Source organism: Streptomyces sp. NPDC041940, assembly GCF_055589465.1.
Map to the genome: position 1 here is coordinate 18,223 of NZ_JBVJBP010000014.1, position 21,625 is coordinate 39,847.

At 72.2% G+C, this 21,625-nt stretch carries 22 protein-coding genes; 14 read left to right on the plus strand and 8 right to left on the minus strand.

The features are described from left to right. Positions 1-40: 40 nt before the first annotated feature. Both glmS and ACZ6I3_RS23395 read left to right on the plus strand, forming a co-directional pair. Positions 41-1,888 carry a glutamine--fructose-6-phosphate transaminase (isomerizing) gene (gene glmS, locus ACZ6I3_RS23390; protein ID WP_469417054.1) on the plus strand — a complete coding sequence of 616 codons (1,848 nt, stop codon included), beginning with the start codon at positions 41-43 and terminating at the stop codon, positions 1,886-1,888. 59 nt (positions 1,889-1,947) lie between these two features. Further along, entirely contained in the window at positions 1,948-2,319 is a 372-nt protein-coding gene (locus ACZ6I3_RS23395; RefSeq protein WP_469417056.1) for a holo-ACP synthase, read from the plus strand. A 70-nt stretch (positions 2,320-2,389) separates the two neighbouring features. On the opposite strand, the gene ACZ6I3_RS23400 is transcribed toward ACZ6I3_RS23395, so the two are convergent. Continuing rightward, a complete protein-coding gene (locus ACZ6I3_RS23400; protein WP_469417057.1) occupies positions 2,390-3,574 on the minus strand; it encodes a hypothetical protein in 1,185 nt (394 codons plus the stop codon). A gap of 242 nt (positions 3,575-3,816) precedes the next feature. On the opposite strand from ACZ6I3_RS23400, the gene ACZ6I3_RS23405 reads away from it, so the two are divergent. The 5 genes from ACZ6I3_RS23405 (at position 3,817) to ACZ6I3_RS23425 (ending at position 8,768) form a co-directional block, all read left to right on the plus strand. Beyond that, a complete protein-coding gene (locus ACZ6I3_RS23405; RefSeq protein WP_469417059.1) occupies positions 3,817-5,253 on the plus strand; it encodes an NAD(P)H-hydrate dehydratase in 1,437 nt (478 codons plus the stop codon). Positions 5,254-5,380: 127 nt separating this feature from the next. After that, positions 5,381-6,550, plus strand: a complete 1,170-nt coding sequence (alr, locus tag ACZ6I3_RS23410; RefSeq protein ID WP_469417061.1) for an alanine racemase — start codon at positions 5,381-5,383, stop codon at positions 6,548-6,550. Between the two features lie 122 nt (positions 6,551-6,672). Next, a complete protein-coding gene (locus ACZ6I3_RS23415; RefSeq protein WP_469417063.1) occupies positions 6,673-7,932 on the plus strand; it encodes an alpha/beta fold hydrolase in 1,260 nt (419 codons plus the stop codon). Continuing rightward, positions 7,901-8,419: a tRNA (adenosine(37)-N6)-threonylcarbamoyltransferase complex ATPase subunit type 1 TsaE gene (gene tsaE / locus ACZ6I3_RS23420; protein ID WP_469417065.1), complete on the plus strand. Its 519-nt coding sequence runs from the start codon at positions 7,901-7,903 to the stop codon at positions 8,417-8,419. Before ACZ6I3_RS23415 ends, tsaE begins: the two co-directional genes overlap by 32 nt. A gap of 181 nt (positions 8,420-8,600) precedes the next feature. Next, complete coding sequence (locus ACZ6I3_RS23425; RefSeq protein WP_469417066.1) at positions 8,601-8,768, plus strand: hypothetical protein; 168 nt, start codon at positions 8,601-8,603, stop codon at positions 8,766-8,768. Positions 8,769-9,072: 304 nt separating this feature from the next. On the opposite strand, the gene ACZ6I3_RS23430 is transcribed toward ACZ6I3_RS23425, so the two are convergent. The 6 genes from ACZ6I3_RS23430 to ACZ6I3_RS23455 form a co-directional block, all read right to left on the minus strand. Further along, positions 9,073-9,426, minus strand: coding sequence for a helix-turn-helix domain-containing protein (locus tag ACZ6I3_RS23430; RefSeq protein ID WP_469417067.1), 354 nt, complete (start codon positions 9,424-9,426; stop codon positions 9,073-9,075). Positions 9,427-9,987: 561 nt separating this feature from the next. Further along, the gene (locus tag ACZ6I3_RS23435) at positions 9,988-10,299 is read right to left on the minus strand and encodes an SCO5918 family protein (RefSeq protein WP_469417068.1); all 312 of its coding nucleotides are present in this window, start codon (positions 10,297-10,299) and stop codon (positions 9,988-9,990) included. Positions 10,300-10,346: 47 nt separating this feature from the next. Beyond that, positions 10,347-10,625, minus strand: coding sequence for a CBS domain-containing protein (locus tag ACZ6I3_RS23440; RefSeq protein ID WP_469417070.1), 279 nt, complete (start codon positions 10,623-10,625; stop codon positions 10,347-10,349). 42 nt (positions 10,626-10,667) lie between these two features. Continuing rightward, entirely contained in the window at positions 10,668-12,173 is a 1,506-nt protein-coding gene (locus tag ACZ6I3_RS23445; protein ID WP_469417072.1) for a DEAD/DEAH box helicase, read from the minus strand. Positions 12,174-12,364: 191 nt separating this feature from the next. Beyond that, positions 12,365-12,568, minus strand: coding sequence for a cold-shock protein (locus ACZ6I3_RS23450; RefSeq protein ID WP_018102064.1), 204 nt, complete (start codon positions 12,566-12,568; stop codon positions 12,365-12,367). A gap of 381 nt (positions 12,569-12,949) precedes the next feature. Continuing rightward, entirely contained in the window at positions 12,950-13,504 is a 555-nt protein-coding gene (locus tag ACZ6I3_RS23455; RefSeq protein WP_469417073.1) for a hypothetical protein, read from the minus strand. A gap of 241 nt (positions 13,505-13,745) precedes the next feature. Here ACZ6I3_RS23455 and tsaB point away from each other — a divergent pair, with 241 nt between their 5' ends. Genes tsaB through ACZ6I3_RS23475 form a run of 4 tightly spaced genes read left to right on the plus strand, consistent with a single transcriptional unit; the run spans position 13,746 to position 16,279 of the window. Next, a complete protein-coding gene (gene tsaB / locus ACZ6I3_RS23460) occupies positions 13,746-14,399 on the plus strand; it encodes a tRNA (adenosine(37)-N6)-threonylcarbamoyltransferase complex dimerization subunit type 1 TsaB (RefSeq protein ID WP_469417075.1) in 654 nt (217 codons plus the stop codon). Continuing rightward, a complete protein-coding gene (gene rimI, locus ACZ6I3_RS23465) occupies positions 14,396-14,902 on the plus strand; it encodes a ribosomal protein S18-alanine N-acetyltransferase (protein ID WP_469417077.1) in 507 nt (168 codons plus the stop codon). The genes tsaB and rimI overlap by 4 nt, the downstream gene beginning before the upstream one ends. After that, complete coding sequence (gene tsaD / locus ACZ6I3_RS23470; RefSeq protein WP_469417079.1) at positions 14,895-16,025, plus strand: tRNA (adenosine(37)-N6)-threonylcarbamoyltransferase complex transferase subunit TsaD; 1,131 nt, start codon at positions 14,895-14,897, stop codon at positions 16,023-16,025. Before rimI ends, tsaD begins: the two co-directional genes overlap by 8 nt. Continuing rightward, positions 16,022-16,279, plus strand: a complete 258-nt coding sequence (locus ACZ6I3_RS23475) for a hypothetical protein (protein WP_469417081.1) — start codon at positions 16,022-16,024, stop codon at positions 16,277-16,279. The genes tsaD and ACZ6I3_RS23475 overlap by 4 nt, the downstream gene beginning before the upstream one ends. Positions 16,280-16,288: 9 nt before the next feature. On the opposite strand, the gene ACZ6I3_RS23480 is transcribed toward ACZ6I3_RS23475, so the two are convergent. After that, positions 16,289-18,604 carry a beta-xylosidase/alpha-l-arabinosidase gene (locus ACZ6I3_RS23480; RefSeq protein ID WP_469417083.1) on the minus strand — a complete coding sequence of 772 codons (2,316 nt, stop codon included), beginning with the start codon at positions 18,602-18,604 and terminating at the stop codon, positions 16,289-16,291. Positions 18,605-18,767: 163 nt separating this feature from the next. Here ACZ6I3_RS23480 and ACZ6I3_RS23485 point away from each other — a divergent pair, with 163 nt between their 5' ends. The 3 genes from ACZ6I3_RS23485 to ACZ6I3_RS23495 all read left to right on the plus strand — a co-directional run bounded on the left by ACZ6I3_RS23485 (position 18,768) and on the right by ACZ6I3_RS23495 (position 21,595). After that, on the plus strand, positions 18,768-19,835 hold the full coding sequence (locus ACZ6I3_RS23485) for a LacI family DNA-binding transcriptional regulator (protein WP_469417085.1): 1,068 nt from the start codon (positions 18,768-18,770) through the stop codon (positions 19,833-19,835). Positions 19,836-20,054: 219 nt separating this feature from the next. After that, positions 20,055-21,098: an LCP family protein gene (locus ACZ6I3_RS23490; RefSeq protein WP_469417087.1), complete on the plus strand. Its 1,044-nt coding sequence runs from the start codon at positions 20,055-20,057 to the stop codon at positions 21,096-21,098. 140 nt (positions 21,099-21,238) lie between these two features. Next, positions 21,239-21,595 carry a YciI family protein gene (locus ACZ6I3_RS23495; RefSeq protein WP_469417088.1) on the plus strand — a complete coding sequence of 119 codons (357 nt, stop codon included), beginning with the start codon at positions 21,239-21,241 and terminating at the stop codon, positions 21,593-21,595. Positions 21,596-21,625: the final 30 nt, after the last annotated feature.

The window sequence follows — 21,625 nt, forward strand, 5'->3', positions numbered from 1 at the left end:
CGGCCTGTTCGGCACGGGAATCGACCCTAAGCTGCCGCCCATGTGTGGAATCGTGGGATACGTGGGGCCGCAGTCCGCGCTCGAGGTTGTGATGGCCGGGCTGAAGCGACTGGAGTACCGGGGGTACGACTCGGCGGGTGTCGCCGTGCTGGCCGACGGCGGGCTGGCGGCGGCGAAGAAGGCCGGGAAGCTGCTCAATCTGGAGAAGGAGCTGGACGGCAGGCCGCTGCCGACCGGTGCGACGGGGATCGGGCACACCCGGTGGGCCACGCACGGCGGGCCGACGGACTCCAACGCCCACCCGCACCTCGACAACGCGGGCCGGGTCGCTGTCGTGCACAACGGCATCATCGAGAACTTCGCCCTGCTGCGGGCCGAGTTGGAGGAGCGGGGCCACGCGCTGGGCTCCGAGACGGACACCGAGGTCGTCGCGCATCTGATCGCCGAGGAGTTCTCGTCGTGCGCGGATCTCGCCGAGGCGATGCGGCTGGTCTGCCGGCGGCTGGAGGGCGCCTTCACGCTGGTCGCGGTGCATGCCGACGAGCCGGAGGTGGTGGTGGGCGCGCGGCGGAACTCGCCGCTGGTGGTGGGCGTCGGAGAGGGCGAGGCCTTTCTCGCCTCGGACGTCGCCGCGTTCATCGCCCATACGCGGTCGGCGATCGAGCTGGGACAGGACCAGGTGGTGGAGCTGCGCCGGGACGGCGTGACGGTGACCGGCTTCGACGGACGGCCTGCCGACGTCCGCTCGTACCACGTCGACTGGGACGCGTCGGCCGCGGAGAAGGGGGGCTATGACTACTTCATGCTCAAGGAGATCGCCGAGCAGCCCAAGGCGGTCGCCGACACGCTGCTGGGCCGGATCGACGGCTCAGGCTCGCTGACCCTGGACGAGGTGCGGATCCCCCAGGGGGTGCTGCGGGAGATCGACAAGGTCGTCATCGTCGCGTGCGGTACGGCCTTCCACGCCGGGATGATCGCCAAGTACGCCATCGAGCACTGGACGCGCATCCCGTGCGAGGTGGAGCTGGCCAGCGAGTTCCGGTACCGGGATCCGATCCTGGACGCGCAGACCCTGGTCATCGCCATCTCGCAGTCCGGCGAGACCATGGACACCCTCATGGCGCTGCGCCACGCCCGCGAGCAGGGCGCCAAGGTCCTGGCCATCTGCAACACCAACGGCTCGACGATCCCGCGCGAGTCCGACGCGGTGCTGTACACGCACGCCGGGCCGGAGGTCGCGGTCGCGTCCACCAAGGCGTTCCTGACGCAGTTGGTGGCCTGCTATCTGGTCGCCCTGTATCTGGGGCAGGTGCGGGGGACCAAGTGGGGCGACGAGATCCGGGCCGTGATCCGCGACCTGTCCTCGATCGCCGGTGCCGTGGAGCAGGTCCTCGGGACGATGGAGCCGGTGCGGGAGCTGGCCCGTTCGCTCGCCGCCAAGAACACGGTGCTGTTCCTGGGGCGGCATGTCGGGTATCCGGTGGCGCTCGAGGGCGCGCTGAAGCTCAAGGAACTGGCGTACATGCACGCCGAGGGGTTCGCGGCGGGGGAGTTGAAGCACGGTCCGATCGCCCTGATCGAGAAGGACATGCCGGTGGTCGTCGTGGTGCCGTCGCCGCGAGGGCGGTCCGTGCTGTACGACAAGATCGTGTCCAACATCCAGGAGATCCGGGCGCGAGGGGCTCGGACGATCGTCGTCGCGGAGGAGGGGGACGAGGCGGTGGTGCCGTACGCCGATCACCTCATCCGGATTCCCGTCACACCGACTCTGCTGCAGCCGCTCGTCGCGACGGTGCCGCTTCAGGTGTTCGCGTGCGAGCTGGCGACGGCTCGCGGCAACGACGTGGACCAGCCCCGGAACCTGGCGAAGTCGGTGACGGTGGAGTAGCCGCCCCTCAGGGCGTCGACGACGGTGGTGTGGTCGTAGAAGGGTCGTAGAGTGCCCGGATGAGCATCATCGGGGTCGGTATCGACGTGGCTGAGATCGACCGGTTCGCGGCGTCGCTGGAGCGGACGCCCGCGATGGCTGAGCGGCTGTTCGTGGAGGCGGAGTTGTTGCTGCCCAGTGGGGAGCGGCGTGGGGTTGCCTCGCTCGCTGCGCGATTTGCCGCCAAGGAGGCGTTGGCCAAGGCGCTCGGGGCTCCGGCCGGGCTGCTCTGGACCGACGCCGAGGTGTATGTGGAGGACAGTGGGCGGCCCCGGCTGCGGGTGAGCGGAACCGTGGCCGCGCGGGCGGACGCGCTCGGTGTGCGGTCCTGGCATGTGTCGCTCAGTCACGACGCCGGGGTGGCCTCGGCGGTGGTGATCGCGGAGGGGTGAGCGACCCCGGAGCCCCGGAGCCTTCGTCCGGTGAGTGACCCGGGGGCTCCGAGGCGGTCGTGGGTCGTCGTCAGCAGATCGACTGGCTGCTGTTCACGCGGGTGATGTTGCGGAACGTCGTGTTCTCGCCGCAGGGGCTTTCCCTGATGGCCGAGTTGGTGACCGTCAGGTTCTGGACGGTGATGTCCTTGTTGTTGGGGAACTCCGAGCGGGCGGCCAGGCGCAGTTCGCCGCCGCCCGTGATCGTGCCGCTCCGGGCCGCCAGAGTGACGTTGTAGCAGTTCTCGATCAGGACCGAGTTGTTGCCGGTGCCGGAGAGCGTCACCTTGTCGATCGTCGCCCCGCCGCTCTCGGAGACGCAGAACACGCCGCGTCCGCCGCCCCGGGCGATGACCTCGCCGACGCGGATGTTGGTGGGGTAGCCGCTGCCGACCCGGCCGTTGCGGTTGGCCATGCGGAAGGCGGCGTAGCCGGTGCCGGTGCCGGCGTTCTCCGCGTCGACCTTGGTGACATCGGCGTTGATCGTCTGGTTGAGCAGCAGGCCGGACTCGCCCACGTCGCGGGCGGTGACCGTGCCGATGGTGAGGCCGTCGACGCCGTAGGTCTCGACGGCGTGGCTGGACGCGCCGGAGACGTAGACGTTGTCGATGCGGACGTTGCGCGTCCACTGGCTGGTGTCGCCGCGGTTGTCGATGCGGACGCCCAGGCCGCGGGAGAGGCGCATGTCGATCTGGCCGAGCACCACGTTCTGGACGTTGCGCAGGAAGATGCCGTAGAGCGGGGTGCCGGTGAGCTTGAGGTTCCGCACCTCGATGTCGCGGGTGCCGCGGGAGTAGACCGGCGCCTGGTCGCCCGAGCCGCTGCCGGTGACGTTGATCGTGCCGCAGACGTCGAGGACGGTGTAGCTGGGGAGCGAGACGCGGGAACCCGCCGGGATCGAGCCCGAGCCGCGGACCACGACCCGCTCCTTCGAAGTCCGGCCCGAGGTGAGGCTGTTGACGGCGGCCTGGACGGCTGCGCGCATGTCGGTGCCGGTGTAGACCGTGCTGCCGCCGCGCCGGGCGGTCCAGCCGGTGCCGTTCTGCACGGCCTCCGCCTGGAAGGAGCCGTCTCCGCAGGCCGCCGCTCGCATGGGGGCGGCGGCTGGGGCGGCGGCTGGGGTGGTGGCGGCCGTGGCGGGAGCGGTCAGGGTGCCGGCGGCGGTGAGGAGGGCGGTGGCACCGGCGGCGGCGAGGAAGGCGGATCTGCGTCCCATGAGGGCCTCGGTTTCGTCGGACGTGGGGGGTGTGCAAGCGCTTTCTGTGCCTGCGGCCGGTGAGTCTGGCAAAGGGTCGGCAAAGCGTCAATGGGTGGGGCAGAGCGCCGAGTTGGGCGGGTCGCGGCACGGTTCCGGGGCGCGGACCCGCCCTGGCTCGCGGTCGCGGGAGGCACCCGACGGTTCGCCGTCGCGCGAGTTGCGCGGGAGTGGCCGGGCGGTCGTACGGGAAACTCGACCGCATGCGGAGTGCGTACAGCGTGGAGACGGTCAGGACCGCCGAACGGGAGCTGATGGCGCGGCTGCCGGAGGGGGCGCTGATGCAACGCGCCGCCGCCGGACTCGCCGCGGCCTGCACCGACCTGCTCGGACGGGTGTACGGCAGCCGGGTCGTGCTGCTGGTCGGCAGCGGCGACAACGGCGGTGACGCGCTGTACGCCGGGGCCCGGCTGGCCCGGCGCGGGGCCGCAGTCACCGCCGTGCTGCTCGCGCCGGAGCGGGCGCACGCTGCGGGGCTCGCGGCGTTGCGGCGGGCCGGCGGGCGGGTCGTGGAAGCCGGTGGCGGTGACGTCGAGGAGTTGATCGAGCGGGCGGACCTCGTCCTCGACGGCATCGTCGGGATCGGCGGGAAGGGCGGGCTGCGGCCGGACGCCGTGCCGCTGGCCGCGGCCGCCGGACGGGCGCGGGGCGCCGTGGTCGCCGTCGATCTGCCGAGCGGGGTGGACGTCGACACCGGGCAGGTGCGCGGTGCCGCGGTCCGGGCCGATCTCACGGTGACGTTCGGGACGCACAAGCCGGGCCTGCTGATCGACCCGGCGCGGGAGTACGCCGGGTCGGTGCGGCTCGTCGGCATCGGCCTCGAACTGCCGGTGGAGCCGGAGCTGGAGTCGTTGCAGCACGCGGACGTGGCGCGGCTGCTGCCGGTGCCCCGGGCCGAGAGCGACAAGTACCGGCGGGGTGTCGTCGGGATCGCCGCCGGGTCCGCGCGCTACCCGGGCGCCGCCGTACTCGCCGTCTCGGGGGCGTTGCGGGGCGGGGCCGGGGCCGTGCGCTACGTCGGGCCGGCCGGGGACGCCGTCATCGCGCGGTTTCCCGAGACGCTCGTGTCGGACCGGGGGCCGAAGCATGCCGGGCGGGTGCAGGCGTGGGTCGTCGGGCCGGGGGCCGGGGACGACGCGGCGACGGTGGGGGAGGTGCTGGCGGCGGACGTGCCGGTGCTGATCGACGCGGACGGGTTGCGGCTGGCCGACGCGGAGGCCGTGCGGGGCCGGAGGGCGCCGACGCTGATGACGCCGCATGCCGGGGAGGCGGCGGCGCTGCTCGGCGTGGAGCGCGGGGAGGTCGAAGGGGCCCGGCTGGCGGCGGTGCGGGAACTGGCGGGGCGGTACGGGGCGACCGTGCTGCTGAAGGGGTCCACGACCCTGGTCGCCGACTCGGGGGGCGGTGCGGTGCGGGTGAATCCGACGGGGACGTCCTGGCTGGCCACGGCGGGGAGCGGGGATGTGCTGTCCGGGCTGGCGGGGTCGTTGCTGGCGGCGGGGCTGTGCGCGGTGGACGCCGGGAGTGTGGGGGCGTATGTGCACGGGCTCGCCGGGAGGCTGGCGGCGGACGGGGCGCCGGTGGGAGCGCATGATGTGGCGGACGCGGTTCCGGTGGCGTGGCGGAATGTTCTCGGCTGAGGGAGTGGTCTGTGCGCGGCTGGGTGGCGGATGCGGCCTGGACGGCCGCGTCCTCGGGTGCCGGAGCGGCTGACATTGCGGGGCCGCTGCCCCGGCAGTGTCGGGCCGCTCTGAGACACTGTTCGCGATGAGCGAGAGAACAGCCCCCCGGACCGCGCCCCTGCGGGCCCGCGCCGAGATCGATCTGGCCGCCCTGCGGGCCAATGTGCGGGCCCTGCGCGCCCACGCGCCGGGCGCGGCCCTGATGGCCGTGGTGAAGTCCGAGGCATACGGCCACGGGGCTGTGCCGTGCGCCCGCGCCGCCGTCGCCGCGGGGGCGGACTGGCTGGGCACCGCCACGCCCGAGGAGGCCCTCGCCCTGCGCGCCGCCGGGCTGCCGGGCCGCGTCATGTGCTGGCTGTGGACGCCCGGCGGGCCCTGGCGCGAGGCGATCGAGGCCGACCTCGACGTGTCCGTCAGCGCGATGTGGGCCCTGGACGAGGTCACCGCGGCGGCCCGGCTCGCCGGACGGCCCGCGCGGGTGCAGCTCAAGGCCGACACCGGGCTCGGGCGCAACGGCTGCCAGCCCGGTGACGACTGGGCTCGGCTGGTCGACGGGGCACTGCGCGCCGAGGCCGAGGGACTCCTGCGCGTCACGGGGCTCTGGTCGCACTTCGCCTGTGCCGACGAGCCCGGCCATCCCTCCATCGCCGCCCAGCTCACCCTCTTCCGGGAGATGGTCGCGTACGCCGAGGAGCGGGGCGCCCGGCCCGAGGTCCGGCACATCGCCAACTCGCCGGCCACGCTCACCCTCCCCGAGAGCCACTTCGACCTGGTCCGCACCGGCGTCGCCACCTACGGCATCTCGCCCAGCCCCGAGCTCGGCACTTCGGCCGACTTCGGGCTGCGCCCGGTGATGACGCTGTCCGCCTCGCTCGCCCTGGTCAAGCACGTACCGGGCGGACACGGCGTGAGCTACGGCCACCGGTACGTGACCCCCGGCGAGACCACCCTCGGCCTGGTCCCGCTGGGCTACGCGGACGGCATCCCGCGCCATGCCTCCTCGGCCGGACCGGTCCTGGTCGAGGGCAAGTGGCGCACGATCGCCGGACGGGTCGCCATGGACCAGTTCGTGGTGGACCTGGGCGGCGACGAGCCCCCGGCGGGCGCCGAGGCGGTGCTCTTCGGGCCCGGGGACCGCGGTGAGCCCACCGCCGAGGACTGGGCTCAGGCGGCCGGAACCATCGCCTACGAGATCGTGACGCGGATCGGAACGCGCGTTCCTCGCGTCTATGTGAATGAGGAACAGGACGGGTAACTCGCACAGGGAGCCGTCACGCGAGAAACAACAGGCACCCTGACAACAGTGGCACCAACGGCACCACCCGGCCGTCCCATGACAACGAACCTGATCAGCACCCCGGCGAAGAGGAGCGGTACGTGAGCGAGAGCAGTGCGGAGGCCGTAGCGAACGCAGCCTCCGCGGCCGTCGCGGCCTCCGCCGCGGGGGCCGCGGGAGGCTGGCGGCGGGCGACCGGCATCGCCGGCGTCGCGATAGGCGTGGTGGCCGCGGGCGCGGCCGCCGGTGTCGCCCTGGAGCGGATGACGGTCGGCCGGGGCATGCGCCAGAAGGCCCGGCTCGCCCTGGACTCGGCGGGACCCTACGGCTCGCTGCGCGGCATGCCGGGCAAGGCGTCCGCCGACGACGGTACGGAGCTGTACTACGAGGTCGACGACATCGACCCGGAGGCCGCCCCCGCCGCCATCGGCCCGCGCCGCCGGCGGCTCTTCGGCCGCAAGGCACCCGCTCCCGTCACGGTCGTCTTCAGCCACGGCTACTGCCTCAGCCAGGACTCCTGGCACTTCCAGCGGGCCGCGCTGCGCGGCGTCGTACGGACCGTGCACTGGGACCAGCGCAGCCACGGCCGGTCCGCGCGGGGCGTGGCGCAGGCGCGGGACGACGAGCCGGTCACCATCGAGCAGCTGGGCCGCGACCTCAAGGCCGTCATCGACGCGGCCGCCCCCGAGGGCCCGATCGTGCTGGTCGGCCACTCGATGGGCGGCATGACGGTGATGGCGCTGGCCGACCAGTACCCCGAGCTGATCAGCGAGCGGGTCGTCGGGGTCGCCTTCGTGGGGACGTCGTCGGGGCGGCTCGGCGAGGTCAACTACGGGCTCCCGGTCGCCGGCGTCAACGCGGTGCGGCGGGTGCTGCCCGGCGTGCTGAAGGCGCTGGGGCAGCGGGCCGACCTGGTGGAGAAGGGGCGCCGGGCCACCGCCGACCTCTTCGCCGGGATCATCAAGCGGTACTCCTTCGCGTCCCGGGACGTCGATCCGGCCGTCGCCCGGTTCGCCGAGCGGATGATCGAGAGCACGCCGATCGACGTGGTCGCCGAGTACTACCCGGCGTTCAACGACCACGACAAGACCGAGGCGCTCGAATGCTTCGCCGACATGCCGGTCCTCGTCCTGGCCGGGGTGCAGGACCTGGTCACACCCAGTGAGCACAGCGAGGCCATCGCCGATCTGCTGCCGGACGCCGAGCTGGTGCTGGTGCCGGACGCGGGGCATCTGGTGATGCTGGAGCACCCGGAGGTGGTCACCGACCGCCTCGCCGACCTGCTCACCCGCACGGGTGCCGTGCCCGCAGGGGCTACCGTGAAGGGCTATGGAAGCACCAGCACCGCACAGCCCGGCTGAGCCCGGATCCGTCCAGATCACCGTCACGTCCCCCGAGCAGATGCGGGAGCTGGGCCGCCGGCTCGCGAAACTGCTGCGCGCGGGTGACCTGGTGATGCTCAGCGGAGAACTCGGGGCGGGCAAGACCACACTCACCCGTGGGCTGGGGGAGGGGCTCGGCGTACGCGGGGCCGTCACCTCGCCGACCTTCGTGATCGCCCGGGTGCATCCCTCGCTGGGCGACGGGCCGCCCCTGGTCCATGTCGACGCCTACCGGCTCTCCGGCGGGCTCGACGAGATGGAGGACCTCGACCTCGATGTCTCGCTGCCCGAGTCCGTGATGGTCGTGGAGTGGGGCGAGGGCAAGGTCGAGGAGCTGACCGAGGACCGGCTCCAGGTCGTCATCCACCGCGCGGTGGGCGACACGACCGACGAGCTCCGGCAGATGACGATCACCGGTGTGGGCGAACGCTGGGCGTCGGCGGACCTGAGCGTGCTCGCCGCGTGAGGCCGTGAGCCGTGTACGTCGTGTCGTGAGCCGCGTAGGCCGTGGTGTGCGGTCTTTTGATGAACGTTCCGACAAGACGTCGGCAAGATGTTGCGTTCGGCGTCTTGTGCGTGGTCACATGGTATCCAGTCCGTGGTTAGGTGAACCTAACTTCGTTGCCCCGGCCCTTCGGGAGGCGTCCATGTCGGCTACAGAGAGCAAGGGGCAGCCGCAGCCGTTCGCGGTCGCCGGGGTGTCCATGCGTGACCTGCTGGCGGCCGGCGAGGCGGCGGCCCTGGTCTCCACGCCCCCGCGCGCTCCCGAGCCGGAGTTTTCGGAGCGGGCCCCGGAACACCGCGAAGCGGCTTAGCCGCCAGGTCCTGTCGCCCGCGCCCTGGAGCAACGCGTCACCAGCAGAGGGGCAGGCCTGTACGCGCTCCCGGAAGGCAGCGACCACAGGGGATTCGACGGACCCGGCACCGCCGGTGAACCCGTACGCGTGTACGGCCACGATGCGCCTTGCCGCACAGCCAGGCCGTGGGCCGGCCTGACGGTCTGCAAGGGAGAGGTCGCTCCGGCGCGCGGCCCACGCGGTGGCGTGGAGGGCGCGGATGTCGCCAGGGGCTCGCGGGGCGCTGACACGCGGCGCACGACCTGCTGTCCCAGGGGGGCGCTCAGCTGGAATCGGGGGCGGAGCTGCCGGAAACCTCGTGCCCGGCGCGGCGGCGGTATTCGGCGTTGATGCGCTGAGCTTCCTCGAGCTGGTCCTCGAGGATGACGATGCGGCAGGCGGCGTCGATCGGGGTGCCTCGGTCGACGAGCTCTCGGGCGCGCGCCGCGATCCGCAGTTGGTAGCGGGAGTACCGGCGGTGTCCGCCCTCCGAGCGGAGCGGAGTGATCAGCCGGGCCTCACCGATGGCTCGGAGGAAAGCCGGGGTGGTGCCGAGCATCTCGGCGGCCCGCCCCATCGTGTACGCGGGGTAGTCGTCGTCATCCAGACGACCACTGAGTGGGGTATCTGCTGTCATGTCACCTCGATGTGCAACGCGTCGAGGGGCCCTGGTGCCGTACGGCACCAGGGCCCCGAAGGAAATTCAACACCATCGGTCGACCCTCATGCGGTGCCGACCTTCTCTTTCCGCTACCGGCCCCGCAGAAGGGGGGTGCGGGGATCGCGGTGCGTGACCGGGGACCACCTTCCAATCCGGGGTCTTGCGGTACCCGGGCCGAGTGCCTCTCGGGCCGGGCGATCCTGATGGCGTCTGCTCCTCCGTCCTTCCTCCGAACCAGCCACTGGGCGGACTGGTACTGCGGAACTGCTCAGGTACTGCACCCGCCAGTTCGTGTCTGCCGGGTTTCGCTTGACCTCGTCTACGAGAAAAATGCTAACCGGGTCAGCGCTCAATGTCTACTCTGGCAAGAGTAGATTTCAGCTCTCTGGGGGTGCAGATAGCCTGCGGTCGGCCTGATGGGGGGGGAGCTCGGGCCCCGCGACGGGTGGAACGGACGGTGAGACGGCGATGAGGGCCCTGCCGACGCGCGTCGGCAGGGCCCTCATCGGGATCTCGGTGGCGGTTTCCCGCCCGTGCTCATCCCTCCAGGGGCGGGGTGCCGAGCAGTGCCGACGCCGTCTGGAGGGGAGTGGGGACCCGCGCGGCCGCGGTTGTGACGTGGTCGTGGCAGGTGAAGCCGAGACGGGTCATGGCCCGGATGACCTCGCCGCTGGTGAAGTCGCGGCGGTCCTGCCGGGTGAGGACCTCGCCGACCTGCTTGACGGGGTAGCGGCGGCGGCCGATGGCCACGGACTCAGCCGTGACCAGCTCGGGCGTGACGCCCTTCATCGAGGTCAGCACTCCACTCTTGGTCAGGTCGAACGGGTACCGGGCGATGACACAGCGCATGATGCCCCACGGGGAGAAGGAGAACGGGCTGATCGGGCCGAGGCGGATCAGTGGGAGAGGGCCGGGACGACATCCCGTAGACGGATCCGGTCCGTGTACGTGGCACTGCCGCGGTGAACGGCGAGTTCGGCCCGGGTGACCGAGCCCGTGCACTGGTCGTCCCCGTCGCACAGGAGGAGGTACTCGACCCGGGCACCGGTCATGACGGACAGCGCGACCTCTACGGTCATGTCGTCCCGGACCCGGGGGCCGGACGAGGCCATGTCGTCGGCCAGGGCCAAGGGGGAATGTTCCGCCTCGTGTCGCCGTGCCTGTACCGGTGTCATGGCTGCCTCCTCGGAGATGGGTGGGCTCTTGACCGACGCGCTCTAGGCCGTCGGGTCGAAGGCGTCGGGCCGCTGCGGCCTGCGCCGCCCCGCTCGCCCGGTGGCGCGTCCCTGGGTGGGACGGTCGTGGCGGCCTCGGGACGAGGGAGCCGCGGAAGACGCGGAGCGGCGGGGGCGCGGCGCGGCAGGCGGGGTGATGACGACGGGGACACCGGAAGGGGCCTGGGCGCCTGTGATGCGGCTCAGTTCCGCCTCACCCGAACGTACCGCGGTGATCCGGGGGGTGATCGCGGCCGAAGCCATCAGCCGGCTGATGCCGCGGCGCTGGCCGGGGGTCACGAGGGTGACGACGCTGCCGGACTCGCCGGCACGGGCGGTACGGCCGCCGCGGTGCAGATAGTCCTTGTGGTCGCTCGGCGGATCCACGTTGACGACCAGGTCGAGGTGGTCGACGTGGATGCCGCGGGCCGCGACGTTGGTCGCCACCAGTACCGTCACATGGCCGGTCTTGAACCGGGCGAGGGTCCGGGTGCGCTGGGGCTGGGACTTGCCGCCGTGCAGAGCCGCGGCGCGGACGCCGCTGTTGAGCAGATGCTCGGTCAGCCGGTCCACGGCGTGCTTGGTGTCCAGGAACATGATCACCCGGCCGTCCCGCGCCGCGATCTCGGTGGTCGTCCGGTGCTTGTCCGCCTCGTGCACGTGGAGCACGTGGTGCTCCATCGTGGTGACGGCGCCCGCCGACGGATCGACGGAGTGGACGACAGGGTCCGTCAGGTAGCGGCGGACGAGCCGGTCCACGTTGCGGTCCAGGGTGGCCGAGAAGAGCATCCGCTGCCCTTCGGGACGCACCTGGTCGAGCAGGGCGGTGACCTGGGGCATGAAGCCCATGTCGGCCATCTGGTCGGCCTCGTCGAGGACGGTGATGTCGACGTCGTCCAGTCGGCAGTCACCACGGTCGATGAGGTCCTTGAGCCGCCCGGGCGTCGCGACGACGACCTCCGCCCCGGTCCGCAGCGCACCCGCTTGCCGTCCGATCGACATGCCGCCGACCACGGTGGCCAGCCGCAGCCGCACGGAGCGGGCGTACGGGGTGAGCGCGTCGGTCACCTGCTGGGCCAGCTCGCGGGTGGGGACGAGGACCAGGGCGAGCGGCTGCCGGGACGCCGCGCGTCGGCCCGCTGTGCGGGCCAGCACCGCGAGGCCGAAGGCGAGGGTCTTGCCCGACCCGGTACGGCCGCGGCCGAGCACGTCACGTCCGGCGAGGGAGTTCGGCAGGGTCGCCCCCTGGATGGGGAACGGCACGGTCACGCCCTCGTGGCCGAGCGCGGCCAGCAACGGCGCCGGCAGGGCGAGGTCGGCGAACGACTCGACGGCGGGCAGCGCGGGCGTGATCGTCTTCGGCAGTGCGAACTCGCCCTGGCGTGCGGCCGGTCGACGCTCGTAGCCGTTGGAACGCCGCGACGCTCCCGAGCGCTGGGCGGCAGTACTCCGGGAGCGGTCGTAGGTGCGGGTTGTGCGGGTCGTGCGGTCAGTGCGTGCGCGGTTCAAGCGGAACCTTCCTCGATGTGGGCACGTAGGCACGTAGCAAGGAATTTTCCGCAGCAGAATGAAAGGCGCAGAGAATCGCCAGAAACGAGCCGGAGATGACGGGCGCCGAGTGGGCGCCCTGAAATGCGGCGAGCTGGGGCCCGCACCCCAAGGTGCGGGCCCCAGCTGCGAAGTATGCGTTGCCGCCGGTGTCAGGCGGTAACGATGTTCTCGGCCGTCGGGCCCTTCTGGCCCTGCGCGATGTCGAACGACACCTTCTGGCCTTCCTGGAGCTCGCGGAAGCCCTGGGCGGCGATGTTCGAGTAGTGGGCGAAGACGTCGGCGCCGCCGCCGTCCTGCTCGATGAAGCCGAAGCCCTTTTCCGCGTTGAACCACTTCACGGTGCCAGTAGCCATGTCATTTCTCCTTCGGAGACGATGTTCGGAATTCGCCCTGTGCGAATTCCGCGTCGCCGTGCTGATTAACCGTCGGAAAATGAACCTTCTGGCAACCACACCTGCAACTGAGATCGACATTAGCACGGCGTGATGGGCCCTGTGCGGTCGTTAATTCCGATCCGGTCTGCGATCGAGGAATACTCGCAGCGGACCGCAGCTATTTCTTACGTCACGGATACAGATATTGGTTTCGTGCGGGTGCAGTGTCCCTGCCGGCCACTTCCGGCCGCAGCGCCATGACCTCCGTCGATGAGCCATGCATCCCTCCCCTCGTCATGGCCGGAGGGCGTGACGGCGAGCGCGCCGAGACCCCGCTGTCGCGATGTAGATCACATCGCGCTAGCGGACCACGACGACCCTGCGGCCGATCGTCGCGAACGTCCACATCGCGTCGCCGTTCACCCGGGACTCGCGGATGCCGCCCGTGCGGACCTTCGGGTCGGGGGTGGCGGTCGAGCCGGGCACGGCCGCGCTGAAGCCGATGACGACGCCGTCCACGCTGGTGAAGCGCACGACGTGCTCGACGGGGATGCCGTCGGAGCCGGTGATCGCGTTCGAACGGGATGTCACCGAGTAGCTGCCCGGGACCGGATCCACCGCGCTCGGGTCGACCTCGAACGTGCGCGTGACCACCTCGTCCGTGCCGACCAGCCACACCCGGTCGCCGCCCAGCGAGTACACCACCCGGGCGCCCTGGCCCGAGCCGCCGGGCAGCGCGGCGGGGTCCTTCTTGGTCTGCGGCGTCTTCGAGACGCCGGCCGTCGGCGAGGCGCCCGCCTGCGGCCTGCCCAGACCGGCCGGGACGGTCGCCGACGCCTGGTAGGCCAGATAGCCGACCGTCGCGAGGGCCGCGGCGGTGAGCCCGGCCACGATTCCCGAGCTGCTGACTGCCACCGGCGGCCACCTCCGCGTCCTACGTCCCTGCCGTGACGGTAGGTGACGCTAGCAGCAGGTGACGGCCCGGCAGGTGCGGCTCCGCCGGGCCGGTTGACCGTGTCGAACGTCCTGCGTGCCGCGCGATGCCAGGCACGCACGCTCGCCGCGCTGTCGGGGGCTCCACCGCGCCCCGGGGCCCGCTCGACGGGCGGACGGCAAGGCGTCCGACACCGGCCCCGTAGAGCCGTAGGCTGTTTGCGTGCTCTTGCTCGCTCTGGATACCGCCACACCCGCCGTCACCGTCGCGCTGCACGACGGCCGCGACGTCATCGCCTCGTCGAGTCAGGTGGACGCGCGGCGGCACGGGGAACTGTTGCTGCCGGCGATCGACCGCGTGCTCGCCGAGGCCGCTCTGAAGCTGGACGCCGTCACGGGGATCGTCGCCGGCATCGGTCCGGGCCCGTACACCGGGCTGCGCGTCGGGCTGATGACCGCCGAGACCTTCGGGCTGGCGCTCGGCGTCCCCGTGCACGGCGTGTGCACGCTGGACGGCCTCGCCTTCGCCGCCGACCTGGAGGGCCCGTTCGTCGTGGCGACCGACGCCCGCCGCAAGGAGGTGTACTGGGCGCGCTACGCCGACTCCCGCACCCGCCTCACCGACCCGGCCGTCGACCGGCCCGCCGACATCGCCGAGCAGGTCCAGGGCCTGCCCGCGGTCGGCGCGGGCGCGCTGCTCTACCCGGACACCTTCCCCAAGGCGCACGAGCCCGAGCACGTGTCCGCCGCCGCCCTCGCCCGGCTGGCCGCCGAGAAGCTGGCGGCGGGCGAGGAGTTCCCCGCGCCCCGGCCGCTGTATCTGCGCCGCCCGGACGCCCAGGTCCCCAAGAACTACAAGGTGGTCACCCCCAAGTGACCGAACCCGTGATGTGTGCGCTGCGTGAGATGCGCTGGTGGGACATCGACCCCGTGCTCGCACTGGAACGGGACCTGTTTCCCGAGGACGCCTGGTCGCGCGGCATGTTCTGGTCCGAACTGGCCCACGCCCGCGGGCCGGAGGCGACCCGGCGGTACGTGGTCGCCGAGGACGGTGGCCGGATCACCGGGTACGCCGGACTCGTCGCCACCGGTGAGCAGGGTGACGTCCAGACCATCGCCGTCGCCCGGGACCTGTGGGGCACCGGCCTCGGCGGGGTGCTGCTGGCCGAGCTGCTGCGCGCGGCGACCGCCTTCGAGTGCGCCGAGGTGATGCTGGAGTGCCGCGTCGACAACCTCCGCGCGCAGAAGCTCTACGAGCGCTTCGGCTTCGAGCCCATCGGCTTCCGGCGCGGCTACTACCAGCCCGGGAACGTGGACGCCCTGGTGATGCGCCTCACCGACCCTTCAACTTCCGTACAAGGAACCGAGATCAATGGCTGACGAACCGCTCGTCCTCGGCATCGAGACCTCCTGCGACGAGACCGGCGTCGGCATCGTCCGCGGCACCACCCTGCTGGCCGACGCCATCGCCTCCAGCGTCGACGAGCACGCCCGCTTCGGCGGCGTCGTCCCGGAGGTCGCGAGCCGCGCCCACCTGGAGGCGATGGTCCCCACCATCGACCGCGCGCTGAAGGAGGCGGGCGTCAGCGCCCGCGACCTCGACGGCATCGCCGTCACGGCCGGTCCCGGCCTCGCCGGTGCCCTGCTGGTCGGCGTCTCGGCCGCCAAGGCCTACGCGTACGCGCTCGGCAAGCCGCTGTACGGCGTCAACCACCTCGCCTCGCACATCTGCGTGGACCAGCTGGAGCACGGCCCGCTGCCCGAGCCGACCATGGCGCTGCTGGTCTCCGGCGGCCACTCCTCGCTGCTGCTGTCCTCGGACATCACCTCCGACGTCCGCCCGATGGGCGCGACCATCGACGACGCGGCCGGCGAGGCCTTCGACAAGATCGCGCGGGTGCTGAACCTGGGCTTCCCGGGCGGCCCGGTCATCGACCGCTACGCGCGCGAGGGCGACCCGAACGCCATCGCGTTCCCGCGCGGCCTGACCGGCCCCCGCGATCCGGCCTACGACTTCTCCTTCTCGGGGCTGAAGACGGCCGTGGCCCGCTGGATCGAGGCCAAGCGGGCCGTGGGGGAGGAGGTCCCGGTGCGGGACGTGTCGGCCTCCTTCCAGGAGGCGGTCGTGGACGTGCTCACCCGCAAGGCCGTCCGGGCCTGCAAGGACGAGGGCGTCGACCACCTGATGATCGGCGGCGGTGTCGCCGCCAACTCCCGGCTGCGCGCCCTGGCCCAGGAGCGCTGCGAGGCCGCCGGGATCCGGCTGCGGGTGCCGCGGCCCAAGCTGTGCACGGACAACGGGGCGATGGTCGCCGCGCTCGGCGCCGAGATGGTCGCCCGGAACCGGGCCGCGTCGAGCTGGGACCTGCCGGCCGACTCCTCGCTGCCGGTGACGGAGCCTCATGTGCCGGGCAGTCACCATGACCACGGCCACCACGATCACGGCCACCACCACGGCCACGACCATGTGCACGAGGTCAGCAAGGAGAACCTCTACCCGTGACGGTCGCCCTGATGTGGGAGGCACGGGCCGTGCCCGGGCGCGGTGAGGAGCTGCTGGCCTGGGCACGCGCCCAGGAGCTGCCCCGCGAGCCGCTGCGCCGGGAGACCCTGCGCGCTCCCCAGGACCGGGTCCTCGTCCTCACCTGGTGGGACGCCCCGTACGACGCCGAGCTGCCGGAACTGCCCGAGCCGGACGGGGAGCTGGTGACCCGGGCGGTGCACCGGTGGCGGTTCGAGTCGGTGGGCCTGGACTGAGCGGGCGGGTCACTCCAGGCCGCCGACCTCCGTCTCGCAGCGCAGCCGCCGGTCGGTGCCGAGCACCCGGACCGGGCCCGTCAGGGTGAGACGCGCGGTGTGACGTACGTCCGCGCTCGATGCCGCCAGCCGCAGTTCCAGGGCGCCCGGCTCGACCACCCGCCGGCCCGCCCGGTCGGTGAAGGACGACAGGTCCGCGTGGAAGCGGAACGTCACCCGGGCCGCCTCGCCCGGTGCCGCCGTCACCCGCTGATAGCCGATCAGCCGCATGTCGGGGCGGGTCACGGACGCCACCGGGTCGTGCAGATACAGCTGCACCACCTCCGCGCCCTCGCGCTCGCCCGTGTTGCGGACCGTAACGGACAGGTCGTACGTCCCGTCCGTGCCGAGCTCCGCCTCACCTCCGGTGAACTCCTCCCAGGCGAACGCCGTGTACGAGCGGCCGTGGCCGAAGGCGTACAGCGGGGTCGGGTCCAGGTTGCTGACCTCGCCCGCGAGGCCGAGCGGCGGCTGGAGATACGTCCAGGGCTGGCCGCCGGGGACCTGCGGGACGCTCACCGGGAGCCGGCCCGACGGGTTCACGCGGCCCGACAGCACGCCCGCGACCGCCGGGCCGCCCTCCTCCCCCGGGAAGAAGGCCTGGACGACGGCTCCCAGGCGCTCGTGCCAGCGGCCGAGGGCGTACGGCCGGCCGGTCAGCAGGACCAGGACCACGGGCACGCCGGTGGCGATCAGCGCGTCCAGCAACTCGCCCTGGGCGCCCGGCAGGCCGAGGTCCGTCGCGTCACAGCCCTCGCCCGAGGTGCCCCGGCCGAACAGGCCCGCCCGGTCGCCGAGGACCGCCACGCACACGTCCGCCTCCGCGGTGCGGGCGATGGCCTCCTCGAAGCCCGCCGTGTCCGGGCCGGTGACGTCGCATCCTTGCGCGAACGTCACCTTGGCGTCGGGGAGTTCGGTGCGCAGGGCGTCGAGGACGGTCGGGATCTCGATGCCGGTCGGCACCTCGGGGTGGTGGGTGAGGACATGGGACGGGAAGGAGTAGCAGCCCAGCATGGCCAGGGCGTCGGCCGCCCGGGGACCGACCACCGCGATCCGGGTGTCGGGGGCCAGTGGGAGCAGGCCGTCGGGGTTGTCGAGCAGGACCACCGACTCCTCGGCCAGCCGGCGGGCCAGGATCCGGTTGCCCGTCGAGTCCAGGTTCACCGTGGCGGCCGGCTCCGGGTTCCAGTCCTCGTCCAGCAGGCCCAGTTCGCACTTCTGGAGCAGGACGCGGCGGGCCGCGCGGTCCACGAGTTCCTCGGGCACCTGGCCCGACCGGACGGCGGCCGGCAGCGGATCGCCGTAGCACTTGAGGGTGGGCAGTTCGACGTCGATGCCGGCGGTGAGGGCCGCGTGGGCCGCCTCGGCCGGGGTGCCGGCGACGCGGTGCAGGGTCTGGAGGAAGCCGATGCCGAAGTAGTCGGCGACGACCGTGCCGGTGAAGCCCCACTCCTCGCGCAGGAGTCCGGTCAGCAGCTCGGGGTCCGCCGAGGCCGGGACGCCGTCCCGCTCGGTGTAGGCGGCCATCACCGAGCGCGCCCCGCCCTCGCGCAGCGCCATCTCGAAGGGCGGGAGCGTGACGTCCGCGAACTCGCGGACACCGGCCCGTACCGGTGCCAGATTGCGGGCGCCCGCCGAGGAGGCGTACCCGGCGAAGTGCTTGAGCGTGGCGACGACCCCGGCCGACTCCAGGCCCCGCACATAGGCCGAGCCGACCGTGCCGACCAGGTACGGATCCTCGCCGATGGTCTCCTCCACCCGGCCCCAGCGCGGATCGCGTACGACGTCCAGCACCGGCGCGAGGCCCTGGTGGACGCCGGCCGAGCGCAGGTCGTCGCCGATCCGGCGGGCCATCTCCTCGACCAGCGGGGGATCCCAGGTCGCGCCCCAGGCCAGCGGGACCGGATAGGCCGTGGCCTGCCAGGCGGTGAAGCCGGCCAGGCACTCCTCGTGCGCGATCGCCGGGATGCCGAAGCGGCCGGCCTCGGTGATACGTCGCTGGGCGCGGGCCAGGGCCCGGGCGCCGAGCGCCGGGTCCACGGGGGCGGTGCCGAAGGAGCGGGTGAGCTGGCCCAGGCCGCGCGTGATCAGCTCGTCCCAGGCCTCGTCGGAGTAGTCGACGGTCATGTCGTGCTGGTGCGGAGCGACTCCGTCGCCGTCCGTCGAGGCGCCCACCCACACGCCGTACAGCTGGGCGGTCTTCTCCTCCAGGGTCATCCGGGAGAGCAGGTCGTCGACGCGGGCGGCTGCGGGCAGCGCGGGGTCACGCCAGGGCGCGGTGGTCATGAAGCTCCTGTCGGGTGGACGGACGGCCCTCTCACGAACGGTGCTGACGAGCGTTTCTCGCGAACGTATCTACGAATGTTTCGTAGTACGCTCCGAATGTTCCGGGAACCTATGGCGCCGCGAGGACTTCGTCAAGGGGGCCCGCAGGGTTACGATCGCCGCCATGACTTCCCCGGAGCCCGCTGGAAGCAGGCCGCAAACCCGGACGCAGGGGCGCACCCCGCAGACCGCGACGCTCGCCGAGATCGCCCGCGAGGCCGGTGTGTCGGCGCCGACTGTTTCGAAGGTCCTGAACGGCCGTGCCGACGTCGCCCCGGCCACCCGGGCCCGCGTCGAGGACCTGCTGCGCGCCCACGGCTACCGGCGCCGCCGCGCCGAGGCGACCCGCTCGCCCCTGATCGACCTGGTCTTCCACGAGCTGGAGAGCGCCTGGGCGATGGAGGTCATCCGAGGTGTGGAGAACGTGGCCCGGGACGCCGGGCTGAGCGTGGTGCTGTCGGAGAGCGCCGGGCGCCTCACCCCCGGGCGGACCTGGGCCGACCAGGTCGCCGCGCGCCGCCCGCACGGCGTCGTCCTCGTGCTGTCCGGGCTCGACGCGTCACAGCGGGCGCTGCTGACCAGCCGCTCCATCCCGTTCGTGGTGATGGACCCGGCCGGCGACCCGGGCGCCGATGTCCCGTCGATCGGCGCGACCAACTGGCAGGGCGGTCTCGCGGCCACCCGGCACCTGGTCGAGCTGGGACACCGCAGGATCGGCGCGATCACCGGGCCCTCGCAGATGATGTGCAGCCGCGCCCGGGTCGACGGTTACCGGGCCGCCCTGGAGACGGCCGGGCTGCCGGTGGACCCCGAACTGATCGCAGACGGCGACTTCCACCACGAGGCCGGCTACCGGCGGGGCCTGGAGCTGCTGCGCCGCCCGGACCGGCCGACCGCCGTCTTCGCCGGGAACGACCTCCAGGCGCTCGGGCTGTACGAGGCGGCGCGCGAACTGGGGCTGCGCATCCCCGAGGACCTGAGCGTGGTCGGGTTCGACGACCTGCCGGTGGCACCCCTGGTCGGGCCGCCGCTGACGACCGTACGGCAGCCGCTGACGGAGATGGCCGAGGCGGCGGCCAAGCTGGTCCTGGACCTCGGCCGCGAGCAGGGCACCCCGGCGGCGACCCGGGTCGAGCTGGCGACGAGCCTGGTGGTGCGCAGCAGTACGGCGGCGCCGCTGGCCGGAAGTTGACGTGTTGACGGGTGGGGTCGGTGTCTTCAGGCCTCATTCGAAGTGAATCGGTTGCGTCATCGAAAGTTTCGGATGCGGGCCATGAGATGCGCCGAGATCGGTTCGGTCATCTCCCTGCCGGCCGGCCTGAGGGCCGTCCGGCCCATCAAGTCTGAGAATTTCCGAAGAAAAGGCGCGGCGAGGGCCCTACCCGTAATAATTCGGACCTACGTTCCTGCCGTGACGGGACACGAGGCGAACGGGGACGAGAGCAGAGGCGCGGGCCGGCGGTCGATCGCGCTGCGTACCGCCGGCCTCACCCTGACGGCCCTGCTGGTGCTGGCCGCCGCGGCGGCGGGCTGGGCCTACTGGCAGCTCGACAGCAACATCAAGAGCGTCGACATCGACAACGCCCTGGGCGACAACCGCCCGCCGAGACCGGTGACCGTACCGTCGCCCTCGGCGTCCGCCCTGCCCAGCGGGGCGCTCAACATCCTGGTCCTGGGCTCGGACTCGCGCAGCGGCGAGGAGAACCAGAGGATCGGCGGCGGCGACCCTGCGGGGGCCCGTTCCGACACGGCGATGGTCGTCCATCTCGACGCCGGGCGGACCAGCGCGACGGTGGTGAGCATCCCGCGCGACACCCTGGTCACCCGCCCGTCCTGCCCGCGCTCGTCCGGCGGTTCGACGGCGGTGGCCTACCGGTCCATGTTCAACAGCGCGTACGCAGTGGGCGGTCCGGTCTGCGCCGTGAAGACGGCCGAGTCGCTCACCGGCGTCCGCATGGACCACTACATCGAGATCGACTTCTCCGGCTTCGAGAAGCTCGTGGACGCGCTCGGCGGCGTCACCGTCACCACGAAGGAAGACATCGACGACGACCACAGCCATCTGCGTCTGAAGGCGGGTACCCACCACCTCGACGGCACCCGCGCCCTCGCCCTGGCCCGCACCCGGCACGGCATCGGCGACGGCAGCGACCTCGGCCGCATCGGCCTCCAGCAGACACTGGTGAAGGCACTGCTGGAACAGATCGCCGCACAGAACCTGCTCACCGACCCGGCGAAGCTGTACCGGGTCGCGGACGCGGTGACCGCCGGCCTCACCACCGACACCGGCCTGGACTCCCTGACCGACCTGACCCGGCTCGGACAGAGCCTGCGGGGGCTGTCGGCGAGCGAGGTGCGGACGGTGACGATGCCGGTGGTGCGGGCGCCGTCGGACCCCAACCGGGTGGTGGCCGAGGAGCCCGAGGCGGAGAAGCTGTGGGAGTCGCTGCGCTGACCTGCGGGAACGTGACTCAGGGGTGGGCCGGAAAAGAATCTCGAAGAAAACGCGGCGACCGTGTCGATCCCGGGCGCTCCCGATCGACGCAGAGGTGAGAGCGGGAGAAGCCCCGCTCCGGAGCCCCCCGAGGAGTCACCATGCCGCGCTTTCTCACCCTGATCCGCATCGACGAGAAGAACGCCCCCGCCGAGGGCCCGAGCCCCGAGCTCATGGAGCGGATGGGCGCGCTCCTGGAGGAGATCACCAAGGCCGGGGTCATGCTCGACACGGCCGGGCTCACCCCGACCTCGGACGGCAGCCGGGTGACCTGGGAGGGCGGGCAGCTCTCCGTCACCGACGGGCCGTTCACCGAGTCCAAGGAGGTCATCGGGGGCTATTCGATCAGCCAGTGCAAGGACAAGGCCGAGGCGATCGAGTGGACCAAGCGGTTCCTGGCCACGCACGAGGACTACTGGACGATCACGGCCGAGGTCCGGCAGATCACCGAGGACTGACGGGTCCTCCTTGGCCGGGTGCCGCCGAGG